Source organism: Burkholderia sp. AU16741 (assembly GCF_002223345.1).
Classification (GTDB): Bacteria; Pseudomonadota; Gammaproteobacteria; order Burkholderiales; family Burkholderiaceae; genus Burkholderia; species Burkholderia sola.
In genome coordinates, this window is sequence record NZ_NKEZ01000003.1 from 1,452,688 (window position 1) to 1,479,061 (window position 26,374).

General features: G+C 68.2%; 23 protein-coding genes, 1 other RNA gene and 1 pseudogene. 11 read left to right on the forward strand and 14 right to left on the reverse strand.

What is annotated here, in order from left to right; translation table 11 throughout:
• Positions 1 to 3: 3 nt before the first annotated feature.
• From recR to ffs, 4 genes are all read right to left on the reverse strand, one after another.
• The gene (gene recR, locus CFB89_RS09150) at positions 4 to 600 is read right to left on the reverse strand and encodes a recombination mediator RecR (protein ID WP_006478665.1); all 597 of its coding nucleotides are present in this window, start codon (positions 598 to 600) and stop codon (positions 4 to 6) included.
• Positions 601 to 631: 31 nt separating this feature from the next.
• Entirely contained in the window at positions 632 to 958 is a 327-nt protein-coding gene (locus CFB89_RS09155) for a YbaB/EbfC family nucleoid-associated protein (protein ID WP_006482124.1), read from the reverse strand.
• Between the two features lie 95 nt (positions 959 to 1,053).
• Complete coding sequence (locus CFB89_RS09160) at positions 1,054 to 3,429, reverse strand: DNA polymerase III subunit gamma/tau (RefSeq protein WP_089467582.1); 2,376 nt, start codon at positions 3,427 to 3,429, stop codon at positions 1,054 to 1,056.
• A 127-nt stretch (positions 3,430 to 3,556) separates the two neighbouring features.
• Positions 3,557 to 3,655: signal recognition particle sRNA small type (ffs, locus tag CFB89_RS09165), an RNA gene on the reverse strand.
• A gap of 390 nt (positions 3,656 to 4,045) precedes the next feature.
• Here ffs and trxA point away from each other — a divergent pair.
• The 8 genes from trxA to CFB89_RS09205 all read left to right on the forward strand — a co-directional run bounded on the left by trxA (position 4,046) and on the right by CFB89_RS09205 (position 12,639).
• A complete protein-coding gene (gene trxA, locus CFB89_RS09170) occupies positions 4,046 to 4,372 on the forward strand; it encodes a thioredoxin TrxA (protein WP_006402348.1) in 327 nt (108 codons plus the stop codon).
• Positions 4,373 to 4,567: 195 nt separating this feature from the next.
• Entirely contained in the window at positions 4,568 to 5,830 is a 1,263-nt protein-coding gene (gene rho / locus CFB89_RS09175) for a transcription termination factor Rho (RefSeq protein WP_006478662.1), read from the forward strand.
• A 129-nt stretch (positions 5,831 to 5,959) separates the two neighbouring features.
• Positions 5,960 to 6,460: a MerR family transcriptional regulator gene (locus CFB89_RS09180; RefSeq protein ID WP_089467583.1), complete on the forward strand. Its 501-nt coding sequence runs from the start codon at positions 5,960 to 5,962 to the stop codon at positions 6,458 to 6,460.
• The gene (locus tag CFB89_RS09185; RefSeq protein WP_089467584.1) at positions 6,457 to 8,010 is read left to right on the forward strand and encodes an MFS transporter; all 1,554 of its coding nucleotides are present in this window, start codon (positions 6,457 to 6,459) and stop codon (positions 8,008 to 8,010) included. The genes CFB89_RS09180 and CFB89_RS09185 overlap by 4 nt, the downstream gene beginning before the upstream one ends.
• A gap of 38 nt (positions 8,011 to 8,048) precedes the next feature.
• Positions 8,049 to 8,882 carry a zinc-dependent peptidase gene (locus CFB89_RS09190; protein ID WP_089467585.1) on the forward strand — a complete coding sequence of 278 codons (834 nt, stop codon included), beginning with the start codon at positions 8,049 to 8,051 and terminating at the stop codon, positions 8,880 to 8,882.
• Between the two features lie 158 nt (positions 8,883 to 9,040).
• Entirely contained in the window at positions 9,041 to 9,307 is a 267-nt protein-coding gene (locus CFB89_RS09195) for a type B 50S ribosomal protein L31 (RefSeq protein WP_050013208.1), read from the forward strand.
• Between the two features lie 144 nt (positions 9,308 to 9,451).
• Positions 9,452 to 11,284 (forward strand): glycosyltransferase family 39 protein, encoded by a 1,833-nt coding sequence (locus tag CFB89_RS09200; protein WP_089467586.1) that lies wholly within the window; start codon positions 9,452 to 9,454, stop codon positions 11,282 to 11,284.
• A 2-nt stretch (positions 11,285 to 11,286) separates the two neighbouring features.
• Positions 11,287 to 12,639 carry an MATE family efflux transporter gene (locus CFB89_RS09205; protein ID WP_089467587.1) on the forward strand — a complete coding sequence of 451 codons (1,353 nt, stop codon included), beginning with the start codon at positions 11,287 to 11,289 and terminating at the stop codon, positions 12,637 to 12,639.
• 11 nt (positions 12,640 to 12,650) lie between these two features.
• Here CFB89_RS09205 and lipA read toward each other — a convergent pair whose 3' ends face one another.
• The 6 genes and pseudogenes from lipA to CFB89_RS09230 all read right to left on the reverse strand — a co-directional run bounded on the left by lipA (position 12,651) and on the right by CFB89_RS09230 (position 18,080).
• A complete protein-coding gene (gene lipA, locus CFB89_RS09210; RefSeq protein ID WP_089467588.1) occupies positions 12,651 to 13,616 on the reverse strand; it encodes a lipoyl synthase in 966 nt (321 codons plus the stop codon).
• A 2-nt stretch (positions 13,617 to 13,618) separates the two neighbouring features.
• Entirely contained in the window at positions 13,619 to 14,734 is a 1,116-nt protein-coding gene (locus CFB89_RS09215) for an acetoin dehydrogenase dihydrolipoyllysine-residue acetyltransferase subunit (RefSeq protein WP_089467589.1), read from the reverse strand.
• A gap of 4 nt (positions 14,735 to 14,738) precedes the next feature.
• Positions 14,739 to 15,743, reverse strand: a complete 1,005-nt coding sequence (locus tag CFB89_RS09220) for an alpha-ketoacid dehydrogenase subunit beta (RefSeq protein WP_089467590.1) — start codon at positions 15,741 to 15,743, stop codon at positions 14,739 to 14,741.
• A gap of 54 nt (positions 15,744 to 15,797) precedes the next feature.
• Positions 15,798 to 16,781, reverse strand: a complete 984-nt coding sequence (locus CFB89_RS09225) for a thiamine pyrophosphate-dependent dehydrogenase E1 component subunit alpha (RefSeq protein ID WP_089467591.1) — start codon at positions 16,779 to 16,781, stop codon at positions 15,798 to 15,800.
• Positions 16,782 to 16,877: 96 nt separating this feature from the next.
• Positions 16,878 to 16,964 (reverse strand): annotated as a pseudogene (locus CFB89_RS34105) (SDR family NAD(P)-dependent oxidoreductase); the annotation flags it as partial.
• Between the two features lie 57 nt (positions 16,965 to 17,021).
• Positions 17,022 to 18,080, reverse strand: coding sequence for an ATP-NAD kinase family protein (locus CFB89_RS09230; RefSeq protein WP_089467592.1), 1,059 nt, complete (start codon positions 18,078 to 18,080; stop codon positions 17,022 to 17,024).
• 535 nt (positions 18,081 to 18,615) lie between these two features.
• Here CFB89_RS09230 and CFB89_RS09240 point away from each other — a divergent pair.
• Positions 18,616 to 20,532: a sigma-54-dependent Fis family transcriptional regulator gene (locus CFB89_RS09240; RefSeq protein WP_089467594.1), complete on the forward strand. Its 1,917-nt coding sequence runs from the start codon at positions 18,616 to 18,618 to the stop codon at positions 20,530 to 20,532.
• Between the two features lie 19 nt (positions 20,533 to 20,551).
• On the opposite strand, the gene CFB89_RS09245 is transcribed toward CFB89_RS09240, so the two are convergent.
• Positions 20,552 to 20,986, reverse strand: a complete 435-nt coding sequence (locus tag CFB89_RS09245) for a carboxymuconolactone decarboxylase family protein (RefSeq protein ID WP_089467595.1) — start codon at positions 20,984 to 20,986, stop codon at positions 20,552 to 20,554.
• Positions 20,970 to 21,431: a MerR family transcriptional regulator gene (locus CFB89_RS09250; protein WP_089467596.1), complete on the reverse strand. Its 462-nt coding sequence runs from the start codon at positions 21,429 to 21,431 to the stop codon at positions 20,970 to 20,972. The genes CFB89_RS09245 and CFB89_RS09250 overlap by 17 nt, the downstream gene beginning before the upstream one ends.
• Positions 21,432 to 21,728: 297 nt before the next feature.
• Here CFB89_RS09250 and CFB89_RS09255 point away from each other — a divergent pair, with 297 nt between their 5' ends.
• Together CFB89_RS09255 and CFB89_RS09260 are read left to right on the forward strand one after the other, a co-directional pair.
• Entirely contained in the window at positions 21,729 to 22,340 is a 612-nt protein-coding gene (locus CFB89_RS09255; RefSeq protein ID WP_089467597.1) for a helix-hairpin-helix domain-containing protein, read from the forward strand.
• Positions 22,341 to 22,428: 88 nt separating this feature from the next.
• On the forward strand, positions 22,429 to 22,860 hold the full coding sequence (locus CFB89_RS09260) for a YidB family protein (protein ID WP_089467598.1): 432 nt from the start codon (positions 22,429 to 22,431) through the stop codon (positions 22,858 to 22,860).
• Between the two features lie 111 nt (positions 22,861 to 22,971).
• On the opposite strand, the gene clpB is transcribed toward CFB89_RS09260, so the two are convergent.
• Both clpB and CFB89_RS09270 read right to left on the reverse strand, forming a co-directional pair.
• On the reverse strand, positions 22,972 to 25,569 hold the full coding sequence (gene clpB / locus CFB89_RS09265) for an ATP-dependent chaperone ClpB (protein ID WP_089467599.1): 2,598 nt from the start codon (positions 25,567 to 25,569) through the stop codon (positions 22,972 to 22,974).
• A gap of 158 nt (positions 25,570 to 25,727) precedes the next feature.
• Positions 25,728 to 26,246, reverse strand: coding sequence for an Rrf2 family transcriptional regulator (locus CFB89_RS09270; RefSeq protein ID WP_089467600.1), 519 nt, complete (start codon positions 26,244 to 26,246; stop codon positions 25,728 to 25,730).
• Between the last annotated feature and the right edge of the window lie 128 nt (positions 26,247 to 26,374).

Genomic DNA, 26,374 nt, shown 5'->3' on the forward strand with positions numbered 1-26,374 from the left:
GGCTTACATCGTGCGGCGGTCGAGCATCGCGCGGGCGATGGTGCCCGCGTCGACGTACTCGAGCTCGCCGCCCACCGGCACGCCGCGCGCGAGGCGCGTGACCGCCAGCCCGCGCGCCTTGAGCGTCTGGCCGAGGTAGTGGGCGGTGGCTTCGCCTTCGTTCGTGAAGTTGGTCGCGAGCACGACTTCCTTGACGACGCCGTCGGATGCGCGCCGCACGAGGCGGTCGAAATGGATTTCCTTCGGGCCGATTCCGTCGAGCGGGCTCAGTCGCCCCATCAGCACGAAATACAGCCCGCGGTAGGTCATTGTCTGCTCGAGCATGATCTGGTCGGCGGGCGTCTCGACGACGCACAGCAGCGTCGGATCACGCTCCTCGTCGCTGCAGACCTCGCAGATCTGCGCCTCGGTGAACGTGTTGCACTTCTCGCAGTGCTGCAGGTGCTCGGTCGCGAACAGCAGCGACCGGCCGAGCCGCTCCGCGCCCTCGCGGTCGTGCTGCATCAGGTGAACCGCCATGCGCTGCGCGGATTTCGGCCCGACGCCGGGCAGCACGCGCAACGCTTCGACGAGAGCGGACAAGGCGGACGGCTGTTTCATACGGCGGCAAACGGTGGCAAGGACGCGGCGCTCAGAACGGCAGCTTGAAGCCCGGGGGCAGCGGCAGGCCCGACGTCATGCCGCTCATCTTTTCCTGCGACGTGGCTTCGGCCTTGCGCACCGCGTCGTTGAACGCAGCGGCGACGAGATCCTCGAGCATGTCCTTGTCGTCCGCGAGCAGGCTCGGGTCGATCGACACGCGGCGCACTTCGTTGCGGCACGTCATCGTCACCTTGACGAGGCCGGCGCCCGACTGCCCTTCGACTTCGATCAGCGCAAGCTGCTCCTGCATCTTCTTCATGTTTTCCTGCATTTGCTGCGCTTGCTTCATCAGTCCGGCGAGGTTGCCTTTCAACATGGGAATACTCCTTCTTGATCGTGTGAAAACCGGCACGCGGCGCGTGCCGGCCAATGTGTGCGGGGCGTGATTGTGCCTGTCGCGGGGCGGTCAGTTCAATGCAGCGTGGGCGGCGCGCCGTCCGGCGCCGAATCGGCCAGCGGGCGCACCGAGCCCTCGACGATGCGCGCACCGAACTCGCGCACGAGCTGCTGGACGAACGGATCGCCGTGAATCTCCTGCTCGGCTTCGCGCTGGCGCGCCGCGCGGGCGGCCGCATCGAGCGCCGCCGCGGTGCGCCGTGCGGGCCCGACCTCGACGTTCACCTCGACCGGCTTGCCGAGCGCATCGGCCAGTGCGGCCTTCAGCTTCGCCACCTGCGCGGCGTCCGCATACTGCGGCACCGGCACGGACAATTTCAATGCGCTCGCATCGACGGCCGTCAGCTCGCTGTTGAACGCGAGCTGGTACGCGACGCCCTTCAGCGGCAACTGCGCGGCCAGCGCCGGCCATTCGCCGTCGAAGCCGATCGGATCGAGCGCGATCGCGGGCGGCAACGGGCGCGTGTCGATCGGTGCGACCGGGCGTGCCTCCGCCGGCTTCGGCGTCACGCGCACATCGTCGGGACCGCTGTCGAACACCGGCACGAAACCGTCGTCGGAACCGCCGAACATCTCGTCGGCGCTGAGCGGCACGTAGTCGTCGGGCGGAATGTCTTCCCACGGCGGCGACGGCTGGCGCGAATCGGCTGCTTGCGGCGCACGCGCAGCGGCACGCGGCGTGGGCACCTGGACGGCCGGACGCGGCGCGGCCGGCTTTTCGGCGACCGGCTGGGACGCCGCCGGCTTGGCTGCTGCGCCCGCGCGCCCGCGGTCCGACGACACGCGCATCCCTGCATTGCGCAGCACGTCGAGCGCGGCGGCGGCACCGCCCGCGCGCGCCGCGGGGCGCGCGGCGACCGGGTCGGGCGACACGGCGCGCGGTGCCGGTTCCGGCTGCGGCGCCGGTTCGTCGTTTCGCTGCACGGCGTCAACGGCCGTCGGCTCGGGTTCCTTGCGGGCAGGAGGCGGCATGTCGCCAGCGGGCGCAGCTTTCGCTTCCGGCTGCGGCGGCTCGATCGCTTGAGCGTCGGCCGCTACGGGTGCCGGCGCTGCTGCTTCTGCCGGTGCCGGAACGGCTGCGGGCTTGGCGGCCGGGCGGTCGGCGTCGTCACCGGACTGCATCGGCGCCGTACGCGCGACCGGCGCAACAGGTGCAGCCGGCGCCGCGGCTTGCGGCCGCGCTGCGACAGGCGGCGCGGCCACTACCGGCTTCGCCGCAGCGGCGGCCGGCGCCGCGGCAGCGCGCGGGGCCGGCACCGCACGCGGCGGCACGGACGGCTGACCGCCCGGCGCGCTGCCGGCGCCAGCGGACGGCTCGAACGCGAGCATCCGCAGCAGCGTCATCGTGAAACCGGCGTATTCGTCCGGCGCCAGGCCGAGTTCGGCGCGCCCCACCGTCGCGATCTGATAGAACAATTGCACCTGCTCGGGGCTCAGCGTCTCCGCGAAACGGCGCAGGTCGGCCGCTTCCGGCCATTCGTCGAGCACCGAGCCCGGCGCGAACTGCGCCCAGGCGATCCGGTGCAGCAGGCTCGCGAGATCCTGCAGCGCGGTCGAGAACGACAGGCTGCGCAGCGACATCTCGTCGGCAATCGCGAGGATTTCCGGGCCGTTGCCGGCCGCGAGCGCATCGAGCAGGCGCACCATGTAGGTCTGGTCCAGCGCGCCGAGCATGCCGGACACCGCCGATTCGGTCACTTCGTTCGCCGAATAGGCGATCGCCTGGTCGGTCAGCGACAGCGCATCGCGCATGCTGCCCTGCGCGGCGCGCGCGAGCAGGCGCAGCGCCTGCGGCTCGAACGTGATCTGCTCTTCGCCGAGGATCCGCTCGAGATGCGACACGATGTGCCCGGCCGGCATCTGCTTCAGGTTGAACTGCAGGCAGCGCGACAGCACGGTGACGGGAATTTTCTGCGGATCGGTCGTCGCGAGGATGAACTTGACGTGCGGCGGCGGCTCTTCGAGCGTCTTCAGCATCGCGTTGAACGCGTGGTTCGTCAGCATGTGCACTTCGTCGATCATGTAGACCTTGAAGCGCGCATCGACGGGCGCATACACCGCGCGCTCGAGCAGCGCGGCCATCTCGTCGACGCCGCGGTTGCTCGCCGCGTCCATCTCGACGTAATCGACGAAACGGCCCTCGTCGATCTCGCGACAGGCGCGACACACGCCGCACGGCTGCGACGTGACGCCCGTTTCACAGTTGAGCGCCTTCGCGAAGATCCGCGACAGCGTCGTCTTGCCGACACCGCGGGTTCCGGTAAACAGATAGGCGTGATGGAGACGCCCGCCGTCGAGCGCGTGCGTGAGCGCCCTGACGACGTGCTCCTGGCCGACGAGCGAAGCGAAATCCTTCGGACGCCACTTGCGTGCGAGAACTTGATAGGTCATCGGGAAATTGTATCAGTAACGCTGCGTCGCGCCGACACGCGAAACGGGGCGGAACACGGGCAAGGCGCAGGTCGAACGGAATGTGACGCAGAAATAAAAAACGCCCTGCGAACGGGGCGAGAAGGAAGGTGACGAGCCCAACCCTCGGCACTGGCAGAAAACGATTGTGGCTGCTTCGTTCCCGACCTGACCAGGTTCACCGCCCCACCATGCGAGGAGGCCCGTCACGGCATATTCTATCACCGCTTCCGGACGAATGCGACCGTTTGTTCGCATCAATGCGAATCTCGCCGGGCAAACCGGCGCGTCGTCCATGCGCACGCACTGCATGCGGCCCGCCCCTTGTAATTGGCGGGCCGGCCTCCATCTGCGTCGCACAACGGTCGAACGTCGCGTCGTACCCCTACTCGCGTAGCGGCTACTATCGCCGCCCGCAGCAGATAGCAATTTAGGCTAATATGACGCCCGAACGACCCGCGAGCCGCGGCATGCAGCGCTTACGTCCCTCCTTCCCGGAAGGCGGAGTGCCCTGCCGCAGCGGCCGGCAGCCTTGCGCAGGCCGGTACGCTGCAACGCGCAAGCAGGCAGTCCCCGAACCGTAAGAGGTATTGACCCAATGAGCGAACAGATCAAACACATCAGCGACGCATCGTTCGAACAGGACGTCGTCAAGTCCGACAAGCCCGTGCTCGTCGATTTCTGGGCCGAGTGGTGCGGCCCGTGCAAGATGATCGCCCCGATCCTCGACGAAGTCGCGAAGGACTACGGCGACAAGCTGCAGATCGCGAAGATCAACGTCGACGACAACCAGGCCACGCCCGCGAAATTCGGCGTGCGCGGCATCCCGACGCTGATCCTGTTCAAGAACGGCGCGGCCGCCGCGCAGAAGGTCGGCGCGCTGTCGAAGTCGCAGCTCACCGCATTCCTGGACAGCCACCTGTAATACCGGCAGGTCCGCGGACGTGTTGTCAGTCGGCAACACGTCCGCCGTCAAGCCGCCGATCGCTCGCTCAAGCGCGAATCGGCCTATGCTAGAATTAAAAAACGTCGGCAAGACGCATTTAAGTCTCTGAGCGCTTCCGCTCGCCCTCCTCCCTTATTTTCTTTCGTCGCATCTCCTCCCTGGCGGGTTCTCCGTATGCATTTATCCGAGCTCAAGTCTCTGCACGTCTCCGAACTGATCGAAATGGCCAACGGCCTGGAGATCGAAAACGCGAACCGCCTGCGCAAGCAGGAGCTGATGTTCGCCATTCTCAAAAAGCGCGCCAAGACGGGAGAGACGATCTTCGGCGACGGTACGCTCGAAGTGCTGCCGGACGGCTTCGGCTTCCTGCGCTCGCCGGAAATGTCGTACCTCGCGAGCACCGACGACATCTACATCAGCCCGTCGCAGATCCGCCGCTTCAACCTGCACACCGGCGACACCATCGAAGGTGAAGTCCGCACGCCGAAGGACGGCGAGCGCTACTTCGCGCTGGTGAAGGTCGACAAAGTCAACGGGCAGCCGCCCGAGGCCTCGAAACACAAGATCATGTTCGAGAACCTCACGCCGCTGCACCCGAACAAGCCGCTGTCGCTCGAACGCGAAATGCGCGGCGAGGAAAACGTCACGGGCCGCATCATCGACATGATCGCGCCGATCGGCAAGGGCCAGCGCGGCCTGCTCGTCGCGTCGCCGAAGTCGGGCAAGACCGTGATGCTCCAGCACATCGCGCACGCGATCAAGCAGAACCACCCGGACGTGATCCTGTTCGTGCTGCTGATCGACGAGCGTCCGGAAGAAGTGACCGAAATGCAACGCTCGGTCGCCGGCGAAGTGATCGCGTCGACGTTCGACGAACCGGCCACGCGCCACGTCCAGGTTGCCGAAATGGTGATCGAGAAGGCCAAGCGCCTCGTCGAAATGAAGCACGACGTCGTGATTCTGCTCGACTCGATCACGCGTCTCGCGCGTGCGTACAACACCGTGATCCCGGCGTCGGGCAAGGTGCTGACGGGCGGTGTCGACGCGAACGCGCTGCAGCGTCCGAAGCGCTTCTTCGGCGCGGCGCGCAACATCGAGGAAGGCGGCTCGCTGACGATCATCGGCACCGCGCTGATCGAAACCGGCAGCCGCATGGACGACGTGATCTACGAAGAGTTCAAGGGCACCGGCAACATGGAAGTGCACCTCGAGCGCCGTCTCGCGGAAAAGCGCGTGTACCCGTCGATCAACCTGAACAAGTCGGGCACGCGTCGCGAGGAAATGCTGATCAAGCCCGAGATCCTTCAGAAGATCTGGGTGCTGCGCAAGTTCATTCACGACATGGACGAAGTCGAGGCGATGGAATTCCTGCTCGACAAGATCCGCCAGACGAAGAGCAATTCCGAGTTCTTCGACCTGATGCGCCGCGGCGGCTGATCGCCCTCCCGCTCCGCAACACGGCCGCCCGCGCATCCTGCCCGGCGGCCGTTTTTCGATCCCAACCTGAACGTGAACGTACAGGTTGATCTATAATCGCATCATTGTCCCGCCCAATCCCTCCATCCGATGCCGAACGATGCCTCCGCCCCGCTATTGACCGTCAGCGACGCCGCGTCGCGGCTCGGCGTGACGCCGCGCACGCTGAAATACTACGAAGAGCGCGGGCTCGTCACGCCGTCGCGCAGCGAAGGCCGCTACCGCCTCTACGACGAAGCCGACCTCGAGCGCTTCGCGCGCATCCTGCGATTGCGCGCGCTCGGCTTCTCGCTGCACGGCATCACCGAAATGCTGAAGCGCCCGCTGGAAGAAACGGGCGACGGCCGGCGCCGCTATTCGGACGCATCGCTGCGCGACATCCGCGCCGGCCTCGCCGAACAGATCGACACGCTCGACCGGCGCATCGCGGCCGTCCAGCGCGAACTGAAGGAAGCCGTCACGCTACGCAAGGAATTGCAGCACGACATCGATTACGTCGAGCGGCGTCTCGCCGGCGAGAACGCCGATGCGCTGATCGCGCAGCGGCGGGCCGAGGCCGGCACACGGCGCGCCCGCAAGGATCGCGAATGAACGCGGTGCCGGGCCGGGCGCCGTGGAGCCGCGCGAACCTGCGCGCGGACCTGTTTCCATGGGCGCTCGCGCTCGTCACCGGCATCGACTACTTCGACAACGCCGTCTTCTCGTTCTTCGCGAGCTACATCGCGGGCGGCATCAACGCATCGCCGGACGAACTCGTGTGGCCGTCGAGCGCGTACGCGGTCGCGGCCGTGCTCGGCATCCTGCAGCAGCAATGGTGGGTCGACCGGCTCGGCCATCGCCGCTACGTCGCGGGCTGCATGCTGATGTTCTCGTTCGGCGCGATCGCGGCGGCGCTCGCCGACACGTCGCTGGAGCTGGCGTTCGCGCGCGGCTTTCAGGGCTATTGCATCGGCCCGATGATGGGCGCGTGCCGGATCCTGATCCAGATCAGCTTCAAGCCGCAGGCACGGCCGCCCGCGACGCGCGCGTTCCTGATCATGATCCTGCTCGGCAGCGCGCTCGCGCCGATCGTCGGCGGGCTGCTGGTCGCGCATTCGACGTGGCGCGCACTGTTCGCGTGCACGGCGCCGGCCGGCATCGCGCTCGCGATCCTCGCGTTGCTCACGCTGCCCGATTCGGGCCGCACGCAGGACGACGAGCGCGGCTCCGGACATTTCTGGCCATACGTCGTGTTCGCGCTCGCGCAAGGCGCGCTGCAGATCGTGCTGCAGCAGGTGCATTACCAGCTCTACAGCGGCTCGCCGATGCTGATCCTGCTGACGTTTGCCGGGCTCGGCGCGCTCGCGTGGTTCGCGTATCACCAGTGGCACCACCCGACGCCGCTCGTGCGGCTGCATGCGTTTCGCGAGCGGACGTTCCAGGTCGGGCTGTTGCTCTACATGTTCTATTACTACGAGACGACGGGCTTCAGCTACCTGACGGCGCGGTTGCTCGAGAACGGCCTCGGCTATCCGGTCGAGAATGCCGGGCGCCTGGTCGGCACGATGTCGCTGCTCTCGGCCATCGCGCTGTTCGCCTACCTGCGCTACGCGAAATTCGTCACGCACAAGAAGTGGTTCGTCGTGCCGGGATTCGCGATCGCCGTCACGGCCGCGCTGTGGATGACGCGGATGACGCCGCAGGTCGGCGAAGCGGCGCTGGTCGTCCCGCTGCTGCTGCGCGGGTTGCTGCTGCTGTTCATCGTGCTGCCGGTGGCCAACCTCACGTTCCGGATCTTCGCGATCGACGAATATACGCACGGCTACCGGGTGAAGAACATCGTGCGGCAACTGACGATCTCGTTCGCGACGTCGTCGGTGATCATCGTCGAGCAGCACCGGCTGGCCATGCATCGGACGCGGCTCGTCGAGCGCGCGAACGTGTTCGATCCGCTGTTCCAGCAGACCGCCGACGCGCTGACGCGCAGCTATGCGGCCGCCGGCCACGCGCTGAACGACGCGCACGGCCTCGCGATCGCGTCGATCGCGCGGATGGTCGCGCAACAGGCTTCGTTCCTCGCGTCGCTCGACGGCTTTTACTTCCTCGCGGGCGTCGCGCTCGTCGGCGGCCTCTTCGCGGCATGGCAAAAACAGATCGATTGAGTTAAAAGACAGGCTTTGGATTTTCGTCCGCCGCCTCCATGCTCTCGAAACTGACCCGCTGGTTCGACGACCGCCGCCGCGACCGCGCGCTGCGCAGCCATCCGATTCCCGACGCGCTGTGGCACGAAACCGTCGAGCGCCTGCCGTTCCTCGGCGCCCTGCCGCCCGACGCGCTCGGCCGGCTGCGCGAGCTGACGAGCCTGTTCGTCGCGAAAAAGTCGTTTTCGACCGCGCACGGGCTCGAGCTGACCGACGCGATGATCGTCGCGATCGCCGCGCAGGCCTGCCTGCCCGTGCTGAATCTCGACCTGTCGCTGTACGACGGCTGGGTCGGCGTCGTCGTGTATCCGGGCGAATTCGTGATCCGCAAGACCGTGCAGGACGAGGACGGCGTCGTCCACGAAGTCGAGCAGGACGCGAGCGGCGAAGCATGGGAAGGCGGCCCCGTGATCCTGTCGTGGGAAGACGCGCAGATGACGGACGGCCAGGACGCGTACAACGTCGTGATCCATGAGTTCGCCCACAAGATCGACATGGTCAACGGCGCGGCCGACGGTTATCCGCCCCTTTTTCGCCGCTGGCATGCGCCGCACCTCGACGCGCAGACGTGGGCCGACGTGTTCGAACATGCGTACGACCAGTTCTGCGCGCGCGTCGACGCGGTGCCGGATCGCGCATGGGCGCGCTTCGAGCGGGATTCGCTGATCGATCCCTATGCGGCCGACCACCCGTCGGAATTCTTCGCGGTGTGCAGCGAGGCGCTGTTCGTTCGGCCGAAAGCGTTCGAGTCCGAATTTCCGGAGCTGTACCGGCTGCTCGCGCGCTACTACCAGCAGGATCCGGCCGGCACCGGCGCGCTCGACGCACCGTGAAAATTATTCGTCAACCGTCTGATTTTCTGGCATAATCGCCGTTTTTCGACCTTAGGCAAGTGGCTCGCGCCGGGCTTGGCGTCGTCTGGTGATACGCAAATTGGCGTACCCGGCACGGCAAGCGGCGGGTTGGCTACCGCTCTCACCAAGGAAAGACCATGAAAGAAGGCATCCACCCGAATTACCGCGAAGTCGTCTTCCAAGACATGTCGAACGGCTTCAAGTTCATCACGCGCTCGACGATCCAGACGCGTGAAAACATCGAACTCGACGGCAAGACCTACCCGCTCGCCAAGATCGAAGTGTCGTCGGAATCGCACTCGTTCTACACGGGTCAGCAAAAGATCATGGACACGGCAGGCCGTGTCGAGAAGTTCAAGAACAAGTTCGGCGCACGCGCCAACGGCAAGGCTGCTGCAAAGTAAGCTTTGCACCGATCCGGCGGCGGCAACGCACCCGGTACCGCACGAAAGGGCAGCCCAGGCTGCCCTTTTTTGTCTCTGCTCGCCCGGCACGCGCCGGCCGGCGCCCGGGAAACGACCTGACGCTCAACAGCGGGCGCGACTACAATGCCGGATGCTCGAAACCGGCTCGGCCGCGTGCGATCGCGCCGGCCGCCCGCCCATAACAAATCGCTCATCTGCATGAAGCCTGTCGTCCGTCTCACCGCCTCCGCCACGCGCGCGCTGCCGCGCTGGCTGCTGCTCACGCTCTGCCTCGTCTACGCGGCGTTCGGCCTGTTCGGCCGCGACCCGTGGAAAAACGAGGACGCGGCGGGCTTCGGCGTGATGTGGACGATGGCCAAGGGCGGCTGGCACGACTGGCTGCTGCCGAACCTGGTCGGCAAGTTCATCACGACCGACGGGCCGCTCGGCTACTGGCTCGGCGCGCTGTCGATCCGCGGTCTCGATCCGTGGGTCGATGCGAGCAACGCGTCGCGCGTCGATACCGGCGTGCTGTTCTGCATCGCGTGCGCGTTCGTCTGGTACGCGGCCTACCTGCTCGGCCGGCGCGCCGAGGTTCAACCGTTCAAATACGCGTTCGGCGGCGAACCCGAGCCGCGCGACTACGGCCGCACGCTCGCGGATGGCGCGCTGCTGGTGCTCGTCGCCTGCTTCGGCCTCGCGGAACGCGGGCACGAAACGACGCCGCAGCTCGCACAGTTCGCGTGGATCGCGATGCTCGTGTACGGGATCGTGCGCGGCATCGACAAGCCGCTGCAGGGCGCACTGTGGGGGGGCCTCGCGATGGGGCTCGTCGCGCTGTCCGGCAACCCGGTGCTGGTCGTCGCGCTGCTCGCGGGCACGGCCGCGCTGTGGCTCGTCACACCCGAAATGCGCAACCTGCGCCTGCCGCTGGTCGGCCTGCCGCTCGCGGCCGCGATCTTCGCGCTGTGGCCGCTCGCCGCGTTCGTCGCGGCGCCCGACGACGCCGCGTGGTTCTTCAACCAGTGGATCCACGGCAGCCTGATGCGCTTTTCGGGCCCGCCGACGGCCGTGCTCGGCTATGCGGCGAAGAACCTGCCGCTGTTCACGTGGCCCGCGTGGCCGCTCGCGATCTGGGCGTGGTGGAGCTGGGCCGGCATGCGTCGCCGTGCGCACATCGCGATTCCGCTGTCGGTCGCCGTGCCGCTCGTCGCGCTCGTGATCCTGCAAAGCCAGCAGTCGAACCGCATGTACATGCTGCTGCTGCCGCCGCTCGCGGTGCTCGCGACGTTCGCGCTGCCGACCCTCAAACGCGGCGCGATCAACGCGATCGACTGGTTCGCGGTGCTGAGCTTCACGATCCTCGGCACCTTCGTGTGGCTCGTGTGGCTCGCGTCGCTCACCGGCTTCCCGCATCCGCTCGCGCGCAACCTCGCGCGCCTCGTGCCCGGCTACGAGCCGCATTTCAAGATCCTGTCGTTCATCTGCGCGGTGATCGTCACCGTGTGCTGGTGCTTCCTCGCGCGCTGGCGCGTGTCGCGACAGCCGAAGGTGCTGTGGCGCAGCGTCGTGCTGTCGAGCGCGGGCACCACGCTGATGTGGGTGCTGCTGATGACGCTGTGGCTGCCGATCGTCAACTACGGCCGGACCTATCGCGACGTCGCGCAACAGATCGCCGTCCACCTGCCGTCCGACTACGAGTGCATCTCGCCGGTGCGGCTCGGCGACGCGCAGATCGCGACCTTCGCCTACTTCGGCAACATGCACTTCGATTTCTCCGGCGACTGCGACGTGATCCTGCGTCAGGACCGCTCCGACTTCGGCGAGCCGAGCGCGATGTCGCAATACGTATGGCGTCTCGTCTGGGAAGGCCGCCGCGTCGCCGACCGCGACGAGCGCTTCCGCCTGTACGAGCGCATCGAACGGCCGAAGACACCCGTCAAGCGGCGTCCGCCGCGCCGCCAGGCGGCCGATTGACGATGTTCGGCGACATCCGCCGGATCGTCGGTCTCGCGTGGCCGGTGCTGGTCGGCCAGCTCGCGATCATCGCGTTCGGCGTGATCGACACCGCGATGGTCGGCCGCTACTCGGCCGTCGATCTCGCCGCGCTCGGGCTCGGCTCGTCGATCTACGTATCGATCTATATCGGGCTGACGGGCATCCTGTCCGCGTTGCAGCCGATCACCGGGCAACTGTACGGCGCGCGCCGCTATGCCGAGATCGGCGAGGAAGTGCGCCAGGCGCTGTGGCTTGCGCTGCTGCTCGCGATTCCGGGCTTCCTGCTGCTGCATTTTCCCGAACCGCTGCTGCGTGTCGCGCACGCCCCCGCCGCGCTGCACGAGCGCACCGTCGACTACCTGCGCATCCTGTCGTACGGGCTGCCCGCCAGCCTCGTGTTCCGCATCTACAACGCGCTGACCAACGCGGTCGGCAAGCCGCGGCTCGCGATGATCCTGCAGATCGGCGCGCTGCTGCTCAAGTTTCCGCTGAACGTGTGGTTCATCTTCGGCGGCTTCGGCGTACCGGCGCTCGGCGGCCCCGGCTGCGGGCTCGCGAGCACGCTGATCAACTGGGCGCTCGCGCTGATCGGCTACACGCTGCTCGCGAAGCTCGACGTGTTCGCGCTGCTCGCGATCTTCTCGCGCTTCTGCTGGCCCGTGTGGGAACGGCAGAAGGCCATCCTGAAGCTCGGCGTGCCGATGGGCCTGTCGTACCTGATCGAGGTCACGTCGTACACGTGCATGGCGCTGTTCATCGCGCAGTTCGGCACGACGACGCTCGCCGGCCATCAGATCGCCGGCAACATCGGCGCGGTGCTGTACATGACGCCGCTGTCGATCGGCGTGGCTTCGTCGACGCTGGTCGCGCGCGCGCTCGGCGCCGGACGTCCGGAAGAGGCCCGGCTGCTCGGCCGGCACAGCGTGATGTTCGCGTGCGGGATCGCGGCCGCCTACGGCGTGCTCGTGTTCGCGCTGCGCCCGCTGATCATCGGCGGGTATACGCCGAACCCGGCCGTCGCCGCGGCCGCGATGCCGCTCGTCGCGATCGTCGCGTGCTACCACGTGTTCGATGCGCTGCAGGTCACGTCGGCGTTCGTGCTGCGCGCGTACAAGGTGGCGGTCGTGCCGACCGTGATCTATGCGGTCGCGCTGTGGGGCGTCGGACTCAGCGGCGGCTACGTGCTCGGCTTCGACGTCGGCGGCATCGCGCCCGCGTGGCTGACCGGCGCGCGCGGCTTCTGGTTCGCGAACACGGTCAGCCTGATGCTGGCGGGCGCGGGGCTCGTGCTGTACCTGCGCCGTATTAGTCGCGCACACGCCGCCGCGGCCTGACGCGCGGCGCGCTACGCGTCCTCCAGCACGTCGGCTGCGTGATATGACGACCGCACGAGCGGGCCGGCGACGACTTCCCTGAAACCGAGCGCGAGCGCCTCGTCGCGCCACGCGGCGAACGCGTCGGGGCTCACGTAGCGCCGCACCGGCAAATGGTGCGCCGACGGCGCGAGATACTGGCCGAGCGTCAGCACGTCCACCTCGTGCGCACGCAGGTCGCGCAACGTGTCGCGCACCTCGTCGTCGCGTTCGCCGAGCCCGAGCATCAATCCCGATTTCGTCACGAGCGTCGGCCGCGCGGCCTTCGCCTGCGCGAGCAGCTCCAGCGAGCCGCGATAGTCGGCGCCCGGCCGCGCCGCCCGGTACAGCGACGGCACCGTCTCGATGTTGTGATTGAACACGTCGGGCCACGCCGACGACAGCGCGTCGAGCGCACGGGCCGCGCGGCCGCGGAAGTCGGGCGTCAGCACCTCGACGCCGATACCCGGCACGCTCGCGCGCACCGCCGCGATGCATGCGGCGAAATGCGCGGCGCCGCCGTCGCGCAGATCGTCGCGGTCGACCGACGTGATCACGACGTAGCGCAACCCGAGCGCCGCCGCCGCGTCGGCCAGCCGCGCTGGCTCGGCGGGATCGAGCGGCTCGGGACGGCCGTGCGCGACATCGCAGAACGCGCAACGCCGCGTACACAGCCCACCCATGATCATGAAAGTCGCGGTGCGCTGCGCGAAGCATTCGCCGATGTTCGGACACATCGCCTCCTCGCAGACGGAATGCAGCCGATGCTCGCGCAGCACGGCGGCCATGTCGGCCACCGCCGCGCTCATCATCGGCAGCGCGCGCAGCCACGGCGGCTTCGGCAGCGCCGCGCCGGCCGCGGGCTCGACGCGCACCGGAATGCGCGCGAGCTTGTCGCGACTTCTCGCGCCGGGCTGGCCGAGCGCCGTGAGGCTGGGTCGTTCGAGCGCGGCGGCCATCGTCAGTCTCCGAGGAACGCGACGATCAGGCGGTTCACGTCGGCGGCCGCCTCCATCTGCACCATGTGGCCGCCGGCGGCGATCACCTCGGCGCGCACGCCGTCCGGCAAGGCCTGCGCGTGCTGCACGGGAATCACCTGGTCGCGCTCGCCCCAGATCACGAGCGTGCGCGGCGCCAGCGACGCGAGCCGGTCGCGGAACACACGCCGCTGCGCGGCGCCGTCGAACGCGGCGTTCGCGATCTTCTCGAGCGCGCCCTGCACGCCTTCGAGCCGCTTGTACTTGACGAGATCCTCGACCAGTTGCCGCGTGACCAGCGCGTTGTCCGCGAACAGCGCGCCGAGGTGCGGCTTCAACGTGTTGCGGCTGTTGCCGGCGACGAAGCCGTCGATGTACGCGCGATTGATGTCGGTACCGAGCCCGGCGCTCGCGATCAGCGTCAGCGACGCCACGCGCTCCGGCGCGCTGTCGGCCAACGTCATCGCCACCGCGCCGCCCATCGAATGGCCGATCAGGTGCGCGCGCTCGATATGCTGTGCATCGAGCAGCGCGAGCACCGCGTCGGCCAGCTCGTCGAGGCTGCCGGTCTCGACCGCCTTGCCCGATTCGCCGTGGCCGGGCAGATCGAGTGCCCACACCGGCCGGTGCGCGGCAAGCTCCGCATGATTGAACAGCCAGTTGTTCAGGTCGCCGCCGAAGCCATGGATCAGCACGGCCGGCGTGCCCGAACCGTCGCCGAGCTTCAGGAAGCGGATCGTGCGTCCGCCGATCTGCGCCTTCTCCGGCTGCGGGCCGGCCGCCTCGTCCGATGCCGCGCTCGGCACGAAATCGCGCTGGAAGTCGGCGATCGCCGCATCGATGTCGGCGTCGCTCGCATCGGCGGCCGCGACGACGCCCAGCAGCGCGCCGACGGGCAGCGTCTCGCCTTCCTGCGCGACCTGCCGGCGCAGCGTGCCGTCGAACGCGCATTCGACGCCCGACGAGATCTTGTCGGTCTCGACGTCGAGCACCTCGTCGCCCTTCGCCACGCGTTCGCCGATCGCCTTCAGCCAGCCGTTGACCTGCCCCTGCTCCATCGACAGCCCCCACTTGGGCATCGTGATCATGTGAATCGACATCGTGTCAGCTCCTCGTCTTGAGTACCGCCTGCGCGATCGCGTCGGCGGACGGGATATACAGGTCTTCCAGCACGCCGGCGAACGGCGCGGGCGTATGCGGCGCGGTAACGAGCTCGATCGGCGCCTTCAGCGAACGGAACGCACGCTGCGCGACGAGCGCTGCGATGTCGGTCGCGATCGAGCAGCGCGGATTCGCTTCGTCGACGACGACCACGCGCCCCGTGCGTTCCGCGCTTTCGAGAATCGTTTCCTCGTCGAGCGGCGACGTCGTGCGCAGGTCGATCACGTCGCACTGGACGCCGTCCTTCGCGAGCGTCGCGGCCGCGTCCATCGCGAGATGCACCATGCGGCCGTACGTGACGATCGTCGCGTCGTCGCCGTCGCGCAGCACGTTCGCCTCGCCGAACGGAATCGCATAGGATTCCTCCGGTACGTCGCCCTCGCGCGTATAGAGCAGCTTGTGTTCGAGGAAGATCACGGGATCGTTGTCGCGGATCGCCTGGATCAGGAGCCCCTTCGCGTCGTACGGCGTCGCGGGGCACACGACCTTCAGCCCGGGAATATGCGTGAACAGCGACGTGAGCATCTGCGAGTGCTGCGCGGCCGCGCGCAGGCCCGCGCCGTACATCGCGCGGATCACGACCGGCGTCACGGCCTTGCCGCCGAACATGTAGCGGAATTTCGCGGCCTGGTTGAAGATCTGGTCGAAGCACACGCCCATGAAATCGATGAACATCAGTTCCGCGACGGGCCGCATCCCGCACGCGGCCGCGCCGACCGCCGCGCCGATGTAGCCGCCCTCCGACAGCGGCGTATCGAGCACGCGGCCCGGAAACTTGTGGAACAGCCCCTTCGTCACGCCGAGCACGCCGCCCCACGCGTCGTCCTCGCCCGGCGCGCCCGCGCCGCCCGCGTTGTCCTCGCCCATCACGATCACGCTGTCGTCGCGCGCCATTTCCTGCGCGAGCGCCTCGTTGATCGCCTGCGAATAAGTGATCTTCCTTGCCATGTCTGTCTCCTGGAATGTTCGGTTCGCCGTGCCGGCTGCGGGGTCAGCCCGCGCTCACGGATACGACACGTAGACGTCGGCCAGCAGGTCGGCGGCATCCGGCAGCGGCGCCGCCTTCGCCTGCGCGACCGCGTCGTCGATCAGCGCTTTCACCTGTGCGTCCACCGCGCGCAGGTCGGCGGTCGTCAGCGCTTCGGCGCGCACGACGCGCGTTTCGAAATGCTTCAGGCAGTCCTTCTCGTCGCGCAGCTTCTGCACTTCGCCCGGCGCGCGGTAGGTTTGCGCGTCGCCCTCGAAGTGGCCGAAATAACGCGTGAACTTCACCTCGACGAGCGTCGGGCCGCCGCCGTTGCGCGCGCGCTCGACGGCCTCGCCGAGCGCCTCGTGCACCGCGAAGAAGTCGAAGCCGTCGACGATCACGCCCGGCATCCCGAAGCCGTTCGCACGATCGGCGATGTTGTCGGTCGCGACCGACCAGCTCGACGACGTCGCTTCCGCGTAGCCGTTGTTTTCGGCGACGAAGATCGCGGGCAGCCGCCACACCGACGCGAGGTTCATCGATTCGAAGATCACGCCCTGGTTCGATGCGCCGTCGCCGAAGAAGCACACGCCGACACCGCCCGTCTTCTTGTGCTTGGCCGCGAGCGCCGCGCCGCACACGAGCGGGCCGCCCGCGCCGACGATCCCGTTCGCGCCGAGCATCCCCATCGACAGGTCGGCGATGTGCATCGAGCCGCCCTTGCCGCGGCAGACGCCCGTCTTCTTGCCGTAGATCTCGGCCATCATCCCGTGCACGTCGACGCCCTTCGCGATGCAATGGCCGTGGCCGCGGTGCGTGGTGGCCACGTAGTCGTCGAGGCCGAGGTGCAGGATCGTGCCGACGGCGGACGCCTCCTCGCCCGCGTACAGGTGAACGAAGCCGGGAATCTCGCCGGTTGCGAATTCGACGTGCAGGCGTTCCTCGAATTCGCGGATCGTGCGCATCAGCCGATAGGCGTCCAGCAGCGTGTCCCTGCCGAGCTGTGTCGAAGCGGTCATGTGTGTCTCCTGGTTAGGTCTGACTGCGAATGCCGCCCCGGCCGTGCCGTGGCGGCGGATTGCACGGCCTTGCGGCCGTCAGTGGAACGTGAAGCCGCCGGCCAGCGCCAGCGCGATGCCGCGGCCGATGCCGCGCGCGCCGCCCGTGGCGACGGCGACCTGTCCTTCGAGCGGGGCTGTCATGCGATGTCTCCTGGATGATCGTTATGGATGGCGAAGAATTTTCGTAAAACCGGTGTATCAGTCGTGCCACGCACCGGCGTCGCGCAGCAGTTGCCGAGACGACGCGTAGCGCAGCGTGCGGCCGACGTCGACCGTCAACGGCCCGTGCCAGTCGAGCGCAATCTCGTAGCGATCGCCGCGCGCGACCTCGATCTCGCGCTCGCCGTCGAACGCGAGCGTGCCGTGCTCGAACGGAATCGCGTGCCACGTGCCCGGTTCCAGCCGCTCGCAGCTGCGCATCACGACACGGTCGACGCGCCCCGGCGCGATCGGCGCGACGAGCGGCGTGCCGGACGCGTTGCCGCCTTGCGCGAAGCGCATCGCGAGCCCGTGCGGCGCGCTGCGTTCGAGCGGCGCCCACGCGCCGCCGAGCGCGGACAACCCGATGCCGTCCGGTTCCGCGAACGTCAGGTAGAGCGAGTCGATGTCGTCGGAGCCGGAAATCGCGCGCGCGCCGATGAAGCGCTGCCGCGCGGCGCACACGTCGACGAGCGCGATCTCCTCGCGCCCCGGCTGCGCGCCCGCGACGCAGCGCACGACGAGCCGCTTGTTGCGCACGAACGCGACCTCGGCCGGCACGGCGCCGGTTGCGGCGAGCCCCGCGGCGACGCCCGCGACGGTCGCCTCGCGATGTTCGGGAAACGCGTTGTTGGTGCCGGTGGACAGCGCGACGAGCGGCGTCGCGCCGCAATGCGCGGCCACCGCGCGATGGGTGCCGTCGCCGCCGAGCACGACGATCAGCGACACTTCCATCCGGTGCAGATAGGCCGCGCCCGCCTGCGTATCGGCGACGCTATCGGTGATCGGCAGGTCGACGAATTCGACCTGGGGCCAGCGCTCGTGCGGCGCGACCGCGCGATGCGTGTCGATCGCGCGCAGCAGCAGCGTCGCGATGCCCGTGCGGTCGCGCAGCGTCAGCACGCGCTCGACGCCCATCGCGCCGAGACCGGCCAGCAGGCGCACGATCATGTTCGCCTTCTCCGCCGTCGGAAACACGGAGGCATGCGTCGTGAGGCGGCGGATGTCGCGCCCCGATGCGGGGTTCGCGATCACGCCGACGGGAACGGGCGTCGTCACGGGTTCGTCTCCATCCAGTCGACGGAGCCGGCGCATCGATACGCGCGCCGGCTCCGCCTGTTTCGTCCGCTGCCATCGACGGGCGGCGGATCGTCGTCGCCGACGCGATCGCGGCGGCTTGCCCGTCATCTCTGCAAGCGGCGTGCCATCGTGCGCGCGATCGCCGCGAAACCCGCGTCCGCACTGGTTCGGCGGGCTTGCACGTGTTCGGGATGCGCGACCGCGACGACACAGCGCGCGGCGAATTCGCTGGGACGTCTCACATCGTCGATACGGCGACGCGATCGCCGCGACGCCCGCGCATGCGCGCCGTTCTGCCCGCAAACCCTGCGTTCGCGCGGCGCCGCGCGTGCGACGCGCGGCCGGACGACCGTCACGCCGCGCGCATGCGGCCGTCTCAACTGCGCGAGACACGGCGCGATACCGGTGAGACGACCGTCTCATGCGCGCCGCGTGCTGCGATGCAATGTGATTCGCCGAACCGGATGTGCTACAAGAACAGCGACATCCCCGCCGTACGGAACCGGAGCCGACCATGCCCTACGCCGTCCCCCAGGCCCAGCACGCCGACCGTGTACTCGGCGCGCTCGCCGGACGCCTGCCCGCGCCGGCGGATTCCGCGCGCCTCGTGTCGTCGTGGCAACGGTCGCTGGAGCGCTACCGTCTCGACCCCGCGTCGTCGATCGGCCCGCGCGTGCTGACCGCGGCGGAGCTGCGCGAAGTGCGCGACAAGGAGGAGGCCTTCCTGCGCGCGTCGGGTCAGTGCCTGACGCGGCTGCACGACATGATCCGGGTCGCCGACTACTGCGTGATGCTGACCGACGCGCACGGCGTGACCATCGACTACCGGATCGACCGCGAACGCCGCAACGACTTCCGCCATGCGGGGTTGCACATCGGCTCGTGCTGGTCGGAAAGCGAGGAAGGCACGTGCGGCGTCGCGAGCGTGCTGACCGATCTCGCGCCGATCACCGTGCACAAGGCCGATCACTTTCGCGCGGCGTTCACGACGCTCACGTGCAGCGCGGCGCCGATCTTCTCGCCGGGCGGCGAACTGATCGGCGTGCTCGACGCGTCGGCCGTGCATTCGCCCGACGGCCGCGACAGTCAGCGCCTCGTCTATCAACTCGTGCGGCAGAGCGCGGCGCTGATCGAGGACGGCTACTTCGTGCACAGCACCGCGCAGCACTGGATATTGTTCGGGCATCCGAACCGTCACTACGTCGAGGCGCAGCCCGAGTGGCTGATCGCATTCGACGAATGCGGCAACATCGTCGCCGCGAACCGGCAGGCGCGCGATGCGCTGCCGGCGCTGCGCGAGCCGCGCCATATCGACGAGATCTTCGATGCGACCGAGATGCCGCTGCGCGACGCCGCGCGGCTCGATACGATCGTCGCGCTGCGCGTGCGCGCGACCGGCGCCCCGCTCTACGCGCGGCTGCGTGCGCCGCTGCGGCGCGCCGGCCGCGAACCCGGCGCGGCCTCGCGGCGCCCGGGCACCGCGCCGCGTCACGTCAGCGCGCTGACGCCGTTCCTGCACAGCAGCGATGCACGCATCGCGCAACAGGCCGAACTCGCGCTGCGCGTCGCGAGCAAACGGCTGCCGATCCTCGTGCTCGGCGAAACCGGCGCGGGCAAGGAAGTGTTCGCCCGCGCGATCCACGACGCCGGCGCGCGGCGCGCGCGGCCATTCGTCGCCGTGAACTGCGGCGCGCTGCCGGAAGCGCTGATCGAGAGCGAACTGTTCGGCTATGCGGCCGGCGCGTTCACCGGCGCACGCAAGCACGGCGCGCGCGGCAAGATCGCACTCGCCGACGGCGGCACGCTGTTTCTCGATGAAATCGGCGACATGCCGCTCGCGCTGCAGACGCGCCTGTTGCGCGTGCTGGCCGACGGCGAGGTCGTGCCGCTCGGCAGCGATACGCCGGTGCGCGTCGATCTCGACGTGATCTGCGCGACGCACCGCGATCTCGCGCGAATGGTCGCGGACGGCACGTTCCGCGAAGATCTGTACTACCGGTTGAGCGGCGCGACATTCGACCTGCCGCCGCTGCGCGAACGCGCGGACGTGCGTGACGTGATCGCCGCCGTGTTCGCCGAGGAAGCGCAGGCGACCGGCCACGTGCTCACGCTCGACGCGACGCTCGCCGAACAGCTCGCCGCGTATGCATGGCCGGGCAACGTGCGGCAACTGCGCAACGTGCTGCGCTATGCGTGCGCGGTGTGCGACGCCGCGCGCGTGACGCGGCGCGACCTGCCGGCCGACCTCGCCGCGCAACTCGGCGGCGCGCCGCCCGGCGCGCTGCCCGACGACGAACGCGGCCGCATCGTCGCCGCGCTCACCGCGCATCGCTGGCGGCCCGACGCGGCCGCCCGGGCGCTCGGCATGTCGCGCGCGACGCTGTACCGGCGCATCGCGAAGTACCGGATCGTCGCGCCGCACCGCGCGTGACGCACCGGCGCACGCCGCGTCATGCGGGCTGCCCGGCCGCTTCGTTCGCGTCGGCCGTCACGCCGGCCGCTTCGTCGCGCCGCGTGAACACCTCGTGCGCGGCGAACAGCGCGTTCAGCGCGGCCGGCATCCCCGCATACACGGCCATCTGCATGAACACCTCGACGATCTCGTCGCGCGTGCAGCCGACGTTCAGCGCGGCCTCGATATGCACCTTCAGTTGCGGCTGTGCGTTGCCGAGCGCGGCCAGCGCCGCGATCGTCGCGATTTCGCGCGCCTTCAGGTCGAGCTGCGGCCGGCTGTAGATATCGCCGAAGCTGAATTCGACCAGCAGCCGCCCGAAATCCGGCGCGATCGGCGCCAGCGCCGCGATCACGCGTTCGCCCGCTTCGCCGTCGATTTCCTTCAGTTTGTTCCAGCCGCGCGTGTAGCGATCCTCAACGAGTCGTTCCATCGTGTCCGTCCTGTTCCGATAAAGAGTGAGAAGGTTTCGCCCGTCGTGCCGTTTCCCGTTCCTGCGCCTCGTAGTACGCGATCTTGTCGCCGATCGCATCGAGGCTCGCCTGCAGCTCCGCGATATGCGCGCGCACCGCGTCGCGATGCGCGACCAGCAAGTCGCGCCGCGCGCCGAACGTCGACGCGCCCTGCTCGCGCAGCACCGCGAACGCCTGCATCTGCGCGATCGGCATGCCGGTCGCCTTCAGGCGCATCACGAAGGCCAGCCAGTCGAGGTCGGCCGGCGCATAGAGCCGGTGCCCGGCCGCCGTGCGCGAAATCGCGCGCAGCAGCCCGGCCTGCTCGTAGTACCGCAACGTGTGCGTCGACACGCCGGTCAGTTCGGCGACTTGCCCGATCGTCAGCGGACCGGCAGCGGAGAGTTGGGATATGGCTTTCGACATGGCAGGAACAAGGTTAGGAGTTAGAGTTCACTCTAAGTCAAGCATTGTCTGTCGGCCAGCGCGACATTCACGCTCGATACGCCCGCGATACCGCGGCGACACCGTAAAGAATGGTCAAAATCGGCGCCCGGCACCGGTTTCGGCCTTTACAGCACCGCAAGCCTTCAGCAAGATTCGGTCAGCCTGTCTCAAAAAGGGCACGCATTTGTCCTATGCTTAACGGCGACGCTCGGCCGGCTCGCGCGCCGCCGTCCGTTGCAACAACCATTCATCCGTCAGAACCAGGGAGCCCTCGCCATGCTGAAAAAGCTGCTGATGCTGTTCGTCGCGCTATCGCTGTCGCTCGCCGCCGGCCTTGCCGCCGCCGTCGAAGTCAACACGGCCGACCAGGCCGCGCTCGAATCCGTGAAGGGGCTCGGGCCCGTGAAGTCGAAGGCGATCATCGACGAACGCACCAAGAACGGCCCGTTCAAGGACGCCGACGATCTCGCGAACCGCGTGAAGGGCCTCGGCACGAAGTCGGTCGGGCATCTCGAGGAAAACGGCCTGACGATCGGCGGCGCGTCCACGCCGCCGAAGGGCGTGAAGCTGTCGAAGCCGGCCGCGACGACGTCGGCGACCCCGTCGACCACGACGTCGGCGGGCACCGCATCGACGTCCACGACCGCGACGGCCGGCACGACGACCGCGGCGCCCGCGCCGACGGCGAGCGCACCGGAAGCGGCGAGCAAGCCCGTCAAAACCAAGCGCGCCTCGAAGAAGGAAAAGGCCGCAGCGGCTGCCGCGGCATCCGCCGACGCCGGCGCGAGCGCACCGGCCGCCGCATCGTCCGCGAAGGCGACGAAGGGTTCGAAGAAGAAGAGCAAGAAGGACAAGGCCGCCTCCGCCGCCGCGGCGTCGGGCGCCTGATGTACGCCGCGCGCGCGACGGCGTGCGCGCGGCATTCGTTCAACGGGCGCCGTCGTCACGGCGCCCTTTTCAGTGAAGGTGAAGAACCATGGGTCTCCTCGACATCGTTGGCGGTCTGATCGGCGGCCAGGCCGGCGGCAACTCGCAAAGCGCGCTCATCGCGACCGCGCTCGAATTCATCAACAACCAGCCGGGCGGCCTGAACGGGCTGATCGAGAAGTTCAAGGCCGGCGGCGCCGGCGAGATCATCGGTTCGTGGGTCGGCACCGGTGAAAACCAGCCGATCTCGCCCGATACGCTGCAAAACGTGCTCGGCTCGGACGTCGTCGGCTCGCTCGCGAGCAAGGTCGGCATCGATCCGTCGCAGGCCTCGTCGATCCTCGCGCAGGTACTGCCGCACGTCGTCAACGGCGCGACGCCGAACGGCGAAGTGCCGGCCAGCGGCCAGGTCGACACGTCGAACGTACTCGGCACGCTCACGCAGCTCGCCGGCATGTTCGGCGGCAACAAGCAGGGCTGACCACCGCCATCGGGCGGCCCGTTCGGCCACTCCATAAGCAAACACCCCGCCGAGGCGGGGTGTTCGTTTTTGCGCCCGGTGCGAACCGGGCACGCTGCCGACGGCAGGCGATCAGTGCACGACGCGGTCGAACACGAACTGGCCATCGTTGACGTCGACCGGGATCACGTCCTTCGGACCGAAGCGGCCGGCGAGGATCAGCTTCGCGACCGGGTTCTCGATCTCCTGCTGGATCGCGCGCTTCAGCGGCCGCGCGCCGAACACCGGATCGTAGCCGACCTTCGCGATCTGCTCGAGCGCCGACGGCGATACGTCGAGCGCCATGTCGAGCTTCGCGAGCCGGTCGTGCAGGCGGGCGAGCTGGATCTTCGCGATCGACTCGATGTTGCTGCGGTCGAGCGCATGGAACACGACGACGTCGTCGATCCGGTTCAGGAACTCGGGGCGGAAATGCTGCTTCACCTCGAGCCACACCGCGTCCTTGATCTCGTCCTGCGGCGCGCCCGTCATCGCCTGGATCACCTGCGAGCCGAGGTTCGACGTCATCACGATCACCGTGTTCTTGAAGTCGACCGTGCGCCCCTGCCCGTCGGTCATGCGGCCGTCGTCGAGCACCTGCAGCAGCACGTTGAACACGTCCGGATGCGCCTTCTCGATCTCGTCGAGCAGGATCACGCTGTACGGCTTGCGGCGCACGGCTTCCGTCAGGTAGCCGCCTTCCTCGTAGCCGACATAGCCCGGCGGCGCGCCAATCAGCCGCGCGACGCTGTGCTTCTCCATGAACTCGCTCATGTCGATGCGGATCAGATGCTCTTCCGAATCGAACAGGAACGACGCCAGCGCCTTGCACAGCTCGGTCTTGCCGACACCCGTCGGCCCGAGGAACAGGAACGAGCCGTACGGACGGTTCGGATCGGCGAGACCCGCGCGCGAACGACGGATCGCATCGGCCACCGCGCTGATCGCCTCATCCTGGCCGACCACGCGCTCGTGCAGCTTTTCCTCGATGTGCAGCAGCTTCTCGCGTTCGCCCTGCATCATCCGCGACACGGGAATGCCCGTCGAACGCGACACGACTTCCGCGATTTCCTCGGCGCCGACCTGTGTGCGCAGCAGGCGCGGACGCGTCGGGTTGTGCTGCTCCTGCTCTTCGGCCTGCGTGACCTGCTTGAGCTGCGACTCGAGCTGCGGCAGCTTGCCGTACTGCAGCTCGGCGACCTTCTCCAGCTTGCCTTCACGCTGCAGGCGCGCGATGTCCGCCCGCACCTTCTCGATCTCTTCCTTGAGCTGCGCGCTGCCCTGCACCGCGGCCTTCTCGGCGGTCCAGATCTCTTCCAGGTCCGCATATTCGCGGCCAAGGCGGTCGATCTCTTCCTCGATCAGTTGCAGGCGCTTCTGCGACGCTTCGTCCTGCTCCTTCTTCACGGCTTCGCGCTCGATCTTCAGCTGGATCAGACGACGGTCGAGCTTGTCCATCTCTTCGGGCTTCGAATCGATTTCCATCTTGATCTTCGAAGCGGCTTCGTCGATCAGGTCGATGGCCTTGTCGGGCAGGAAGCGGTCGGTGATGTAGCGATGCGACAGCTCGGCCGCGGCGACGATCGCCGGGTCGGTGATGTCGACACCGTGGTGCAGTTCGTACTTCTCCTGCAGCCCGCGCAGGATCGCGATCGTCGCCTCGACGCTCGGCTCGTCGACGAGCACCTTCTGGAAACGGCGTTCGAGCGCGGCATCCTTCTCGATGTACTTGCGGTATTCGTCGAGCGTGGTCGCGCCGATGCAGTGCAGCTCGCCGCGCGACAGCGCCGGCTTCAGCATGTTGCCCGCATCCATCGCGCCTTCGGCCTTGCCCGCGCCGACCATCGTGTGGATTTCGTCGATGAAGACGATCGTCCGGCCTTCGTCCTTCGCGATGTCGTTGAGCACCGCCTTCAGGCGCTCCTCGAACTCGCCGCGATACTTCGCGCCGGCGAGCAGCGCGGCCATGTCGAGCGACAGCACGCGCTTGCCCTTCAGCGTCTCGGGCACCTCGCCGTTGACGATCCGCTGCGCGAGCCCTTCGACGATCGCGGTCTTGCCCACGCCCGGCTCGCCGATCAGCACCGGGTTGTTCTTCGTGCGGCGCTGCAGGATCTGGATCGAGCGGCGGATTTCGTCGTCGCGGCCGATCACCGGGTCGAGCTTGCCCGCGCGGGCGCGCTCGGTCAGGTCGACCGTGTATTTCTTCAGCGCCTCGCGCTGGCTTTCGGCGTCCTGGCTGTGCACCTGCGAGCCGCCGCGCACCGCGGCGATCGCGGCTTCGAGCGCCTTGCGCGTGAGGCCGTGCTGACGCGCGAGCTTGCCCGCGTCGCCCCTGTCGTCGGACACGGCGAGCAGGAACATCTCGCTCGCGATGAACGTGTCGTTGAGCTTCTGCGCTTCCTTGTCGGCCTGGTTCAGTAGCCCGGCCAACTCACGGCCGATCTGGATGTCGCCGCCCGTGCCCGTTACTTGCGGCAGGCGCGAGATAGCTTCGTTCAGCGCGCCTTGCAGGGCCTGCACGTGAACGCCCGCGCGCGACATCAGCGAGCGGGCCGAGCCGTCCTGCTGCGCGACCAGCGCCGCGAGCACGTGAACGGGTTCGATGTATTGATTGTCGCGGCCTGCCGCGAGGCTTTGCGCGTCCGCGAGTGCTTCCTGGAACTTGGTGGTGAGCTTGTCGATTCTCATTTGGTTGAGACCTCCAATTTTCGATTAACACCAAGATGAGGATGGTTATGCGGCTTTCAAGCGAAATTCGGGTTGATTCAGCGCAAAAATTGCCGGATCTCCGGCAAGCGGCCCGGCGGCGCGATGGGGATGGGCGCGGGATACGCGGCGCCCGCGTGTCAGCGGGCCTGCGACGACGGCTCGGCGGCCGCCGGCGCTTCGTCCGGCGCCGGCGCGGCGCGCACGAGCGCGACCGGATGAATGCCGAGCAGCGCCGCGAGCGGCGAGCCGGGCTCGGCCAGTTCGCCGAGCGTGTGACGATCGAGTTCCGCGAAGAACGCCTCGAGCGCGGCCGCCAGTACGCCCTTCAGCCGGCACTGCGGCTCGATCACGCAGCCGCGCGAGTCGCTGCCGTCGGACGAAAAGCAACCGACCAGCGCGAAGTCGTTCTCGGTCGCCCGCACGACCTGGCCGACCGTCAATCGCAGCGAATCGGCGAATAGCCGCAGCCCGCCGTTGCGGCCGCGAACGGTGTCGACCCAGCCGAGCTCGCCGAGCTGCTGGACGACTTTCATCAGATGGTTCTTCGAGATGCCGTAGGCGTCCGAGATCTCCTGGATCGTCGCCAGCCCCTCGCCGCGCACGGCCAGGTACAGCATCACGCGCAGCGAATAGTCGGTGTAGTCGGTGAGTCTCATGAGCGAATACGGAAAAGATCGATCGTGCCCCGATGACGTGAGGCGGGCCGATCGCGATGCGTGCAGGGCCGATCGAAGGTCCCGCGGCGCGGCCCCGGGTTGCCGGGATCGCGGGCGCGCAATAACAT

What these genes read in the sequence shown, in the direction of transcription:
- recR (WP_006478665.1), bottom strand. Translation starts at nt 600, where the DNA reads ATGAAACAGCCGTCCGCCTTGTCCGCTCTCGTCGAAGCGTTGCGCGTG.
- CFB89_RS09155 (WP_006482124.1), bottom strand. Translation starts at nt 958, where the DNA reads ATGTTGAAAGGCAACCTCGCCGGACTGATGAAGCAAGCGCAGCAAATG.
- CFB89_RS09160 (WP_089467582.1), bottom strand. Translation starts at nt 3,429, where the DNA reads ATGACCTATCAAGTTCTCGCACGCAAGTGGCGTCCGAAGGATTTCGCT.
- trxA (WP_006402348.1), top strand. Translation starts at nt 4,046, where the DNA reads ATGAGCGAACAGATCAAACACATCAGCGACGCATCGTTCGAACAGGAC.
- rho (WP_006478662.1), top strand. Translation starts at nt 4,568, where the DNA reads ATGCATTTATCCGAGCTCAAGTCTCTGCACGTCTCCGAACTGATCGAA.
- CFB89_RS09180 (WP_089467583.1), top strand. Translation starts at nt 5,960, where the DNA reads ATGCCGAACGATGCCTCCGCCCCGCTATTGACCGTCAGCGACGCCGCG.
- CFB89_RS09185 (WP_089467584.1), top strand. Translation starts at nt 6,457, where the DNA reads ATGAACGCGGTGCCGGGCCGGGCGCCGTGGAGCCGCGCGAACCTGCGC.
- CFB89_RS09190 (WP_089467585.1), top strand. Translation starts at nt 8,049, where the DNA reads ATGCTCTCGAAACTGACCCGCTGGTTCGACGACCGCCGCCGCGACCGC.
- CFB89_RS09195 (WP_050013208.1), top strand. Translation starts at nt 9,041, where the DNA reads ATGAAAGAAGGCATCCACCCGAATTACCGCGAAGTCGTCTTCCAAGAC.
- CFB89_RS09200 (WP_089467586.1), top strand. Translation starts at nt 9,452, where the DNA reads ATGCCGGATGCTCGAAACCGGCTCGGCCGCGTGCGATCGCGCCGGCCG.
- CFB89_RS09205 (WP_089467587.1), top strand. Translation starts at nt 11,287, where the DNA reads ATGTTCGGCGACATCCGCCGGATCGTCGGTCTCGCGTGGCCGGTGCTG.
- lipA (WP_089467588.1), bottom strand. Translation starts at nt 13,616, where the DNA reads ATGGCCGCCGCGCTCGAACGACCCAGCCTCACGGCGCTCGGCCAGCCC.
- CFB89_RS09215 (WP_089467589.1), bottom strand. Translation starts at nt 14,734, where the DNA reads ATGTCGATTCACATGATCACGATGCCCAAGTGGGGGCTGTCGATGGAG.
- CFB89_RS09220 (WP_089467590.1), bottom strand. Translation starts at nt 15,743, where the DNA reads ATGGCAAGGAAGATCACTTATTCGCAGGCGATCAACGAGGCGCTCGCG.
- CFB89_RS09225 (WP_089467591.1), bottom strand. Translation starts at nt 16,781, where the DNA reads ATGACCGCTTCGACACAGCTCGGCAGGGACACGCTGCTGGACGCCTAT.
- CFB89_RS09240 (WP_089467594.1), top strand. Translation starts at nt 18,616, where the DNA reads ATGCCCTACGCCGTCCCCCAGGCCCAGCACGCCGACCGTGTACTCGGC.
- CFB89_RS09245 (WP_089467595.1), bottom strand. Translation starts at nt 20,986, where the DNA reads ATGGAACGACTCGTTGAGGATCGCTACACGCGCGGCTGGAACAAACTG.
- CFB89_RS09250 (WP_089467596.1), bottom strand. Translation starts at nt 21,431, where the DNA reads ATGTCGAAAGCCATATCCCAACTCTCCGCTGCCGGTCCGCTGACGATC.
- CFB89_RS09255 (WP_089467597.1), top strand. Translation starts at nt 21,729, where the DNA reads ATGCTGAAAAAGCTGCTGATGCTGTTCGTCGCGCTATCGCTGTCGCTC.
- CFB89_RS09260 (WP_089467598.1), top strand. Translation starts at nt 22,429, where the DNA reads ATGGGTCTCCTCGACATCGTTGGCGGTCTGATCGGCGGCCAGGCCGGC.
- clpB (WP_089467599.1), bottom strand. Translation starts at nt 25,569, where the DNA reads ATGAGAATCGACAAGCTCACCACCAAGTTCCAGGAAGCACTCGCGGAC.
- CFB89_RS09270 (WP_089467600.1), bottom strand. Translation starts at nt 26,246, where the DNA reads ATGAGACTCACCGACTACACCGACTATTCGCTGCGCGTGATGCTGTAC.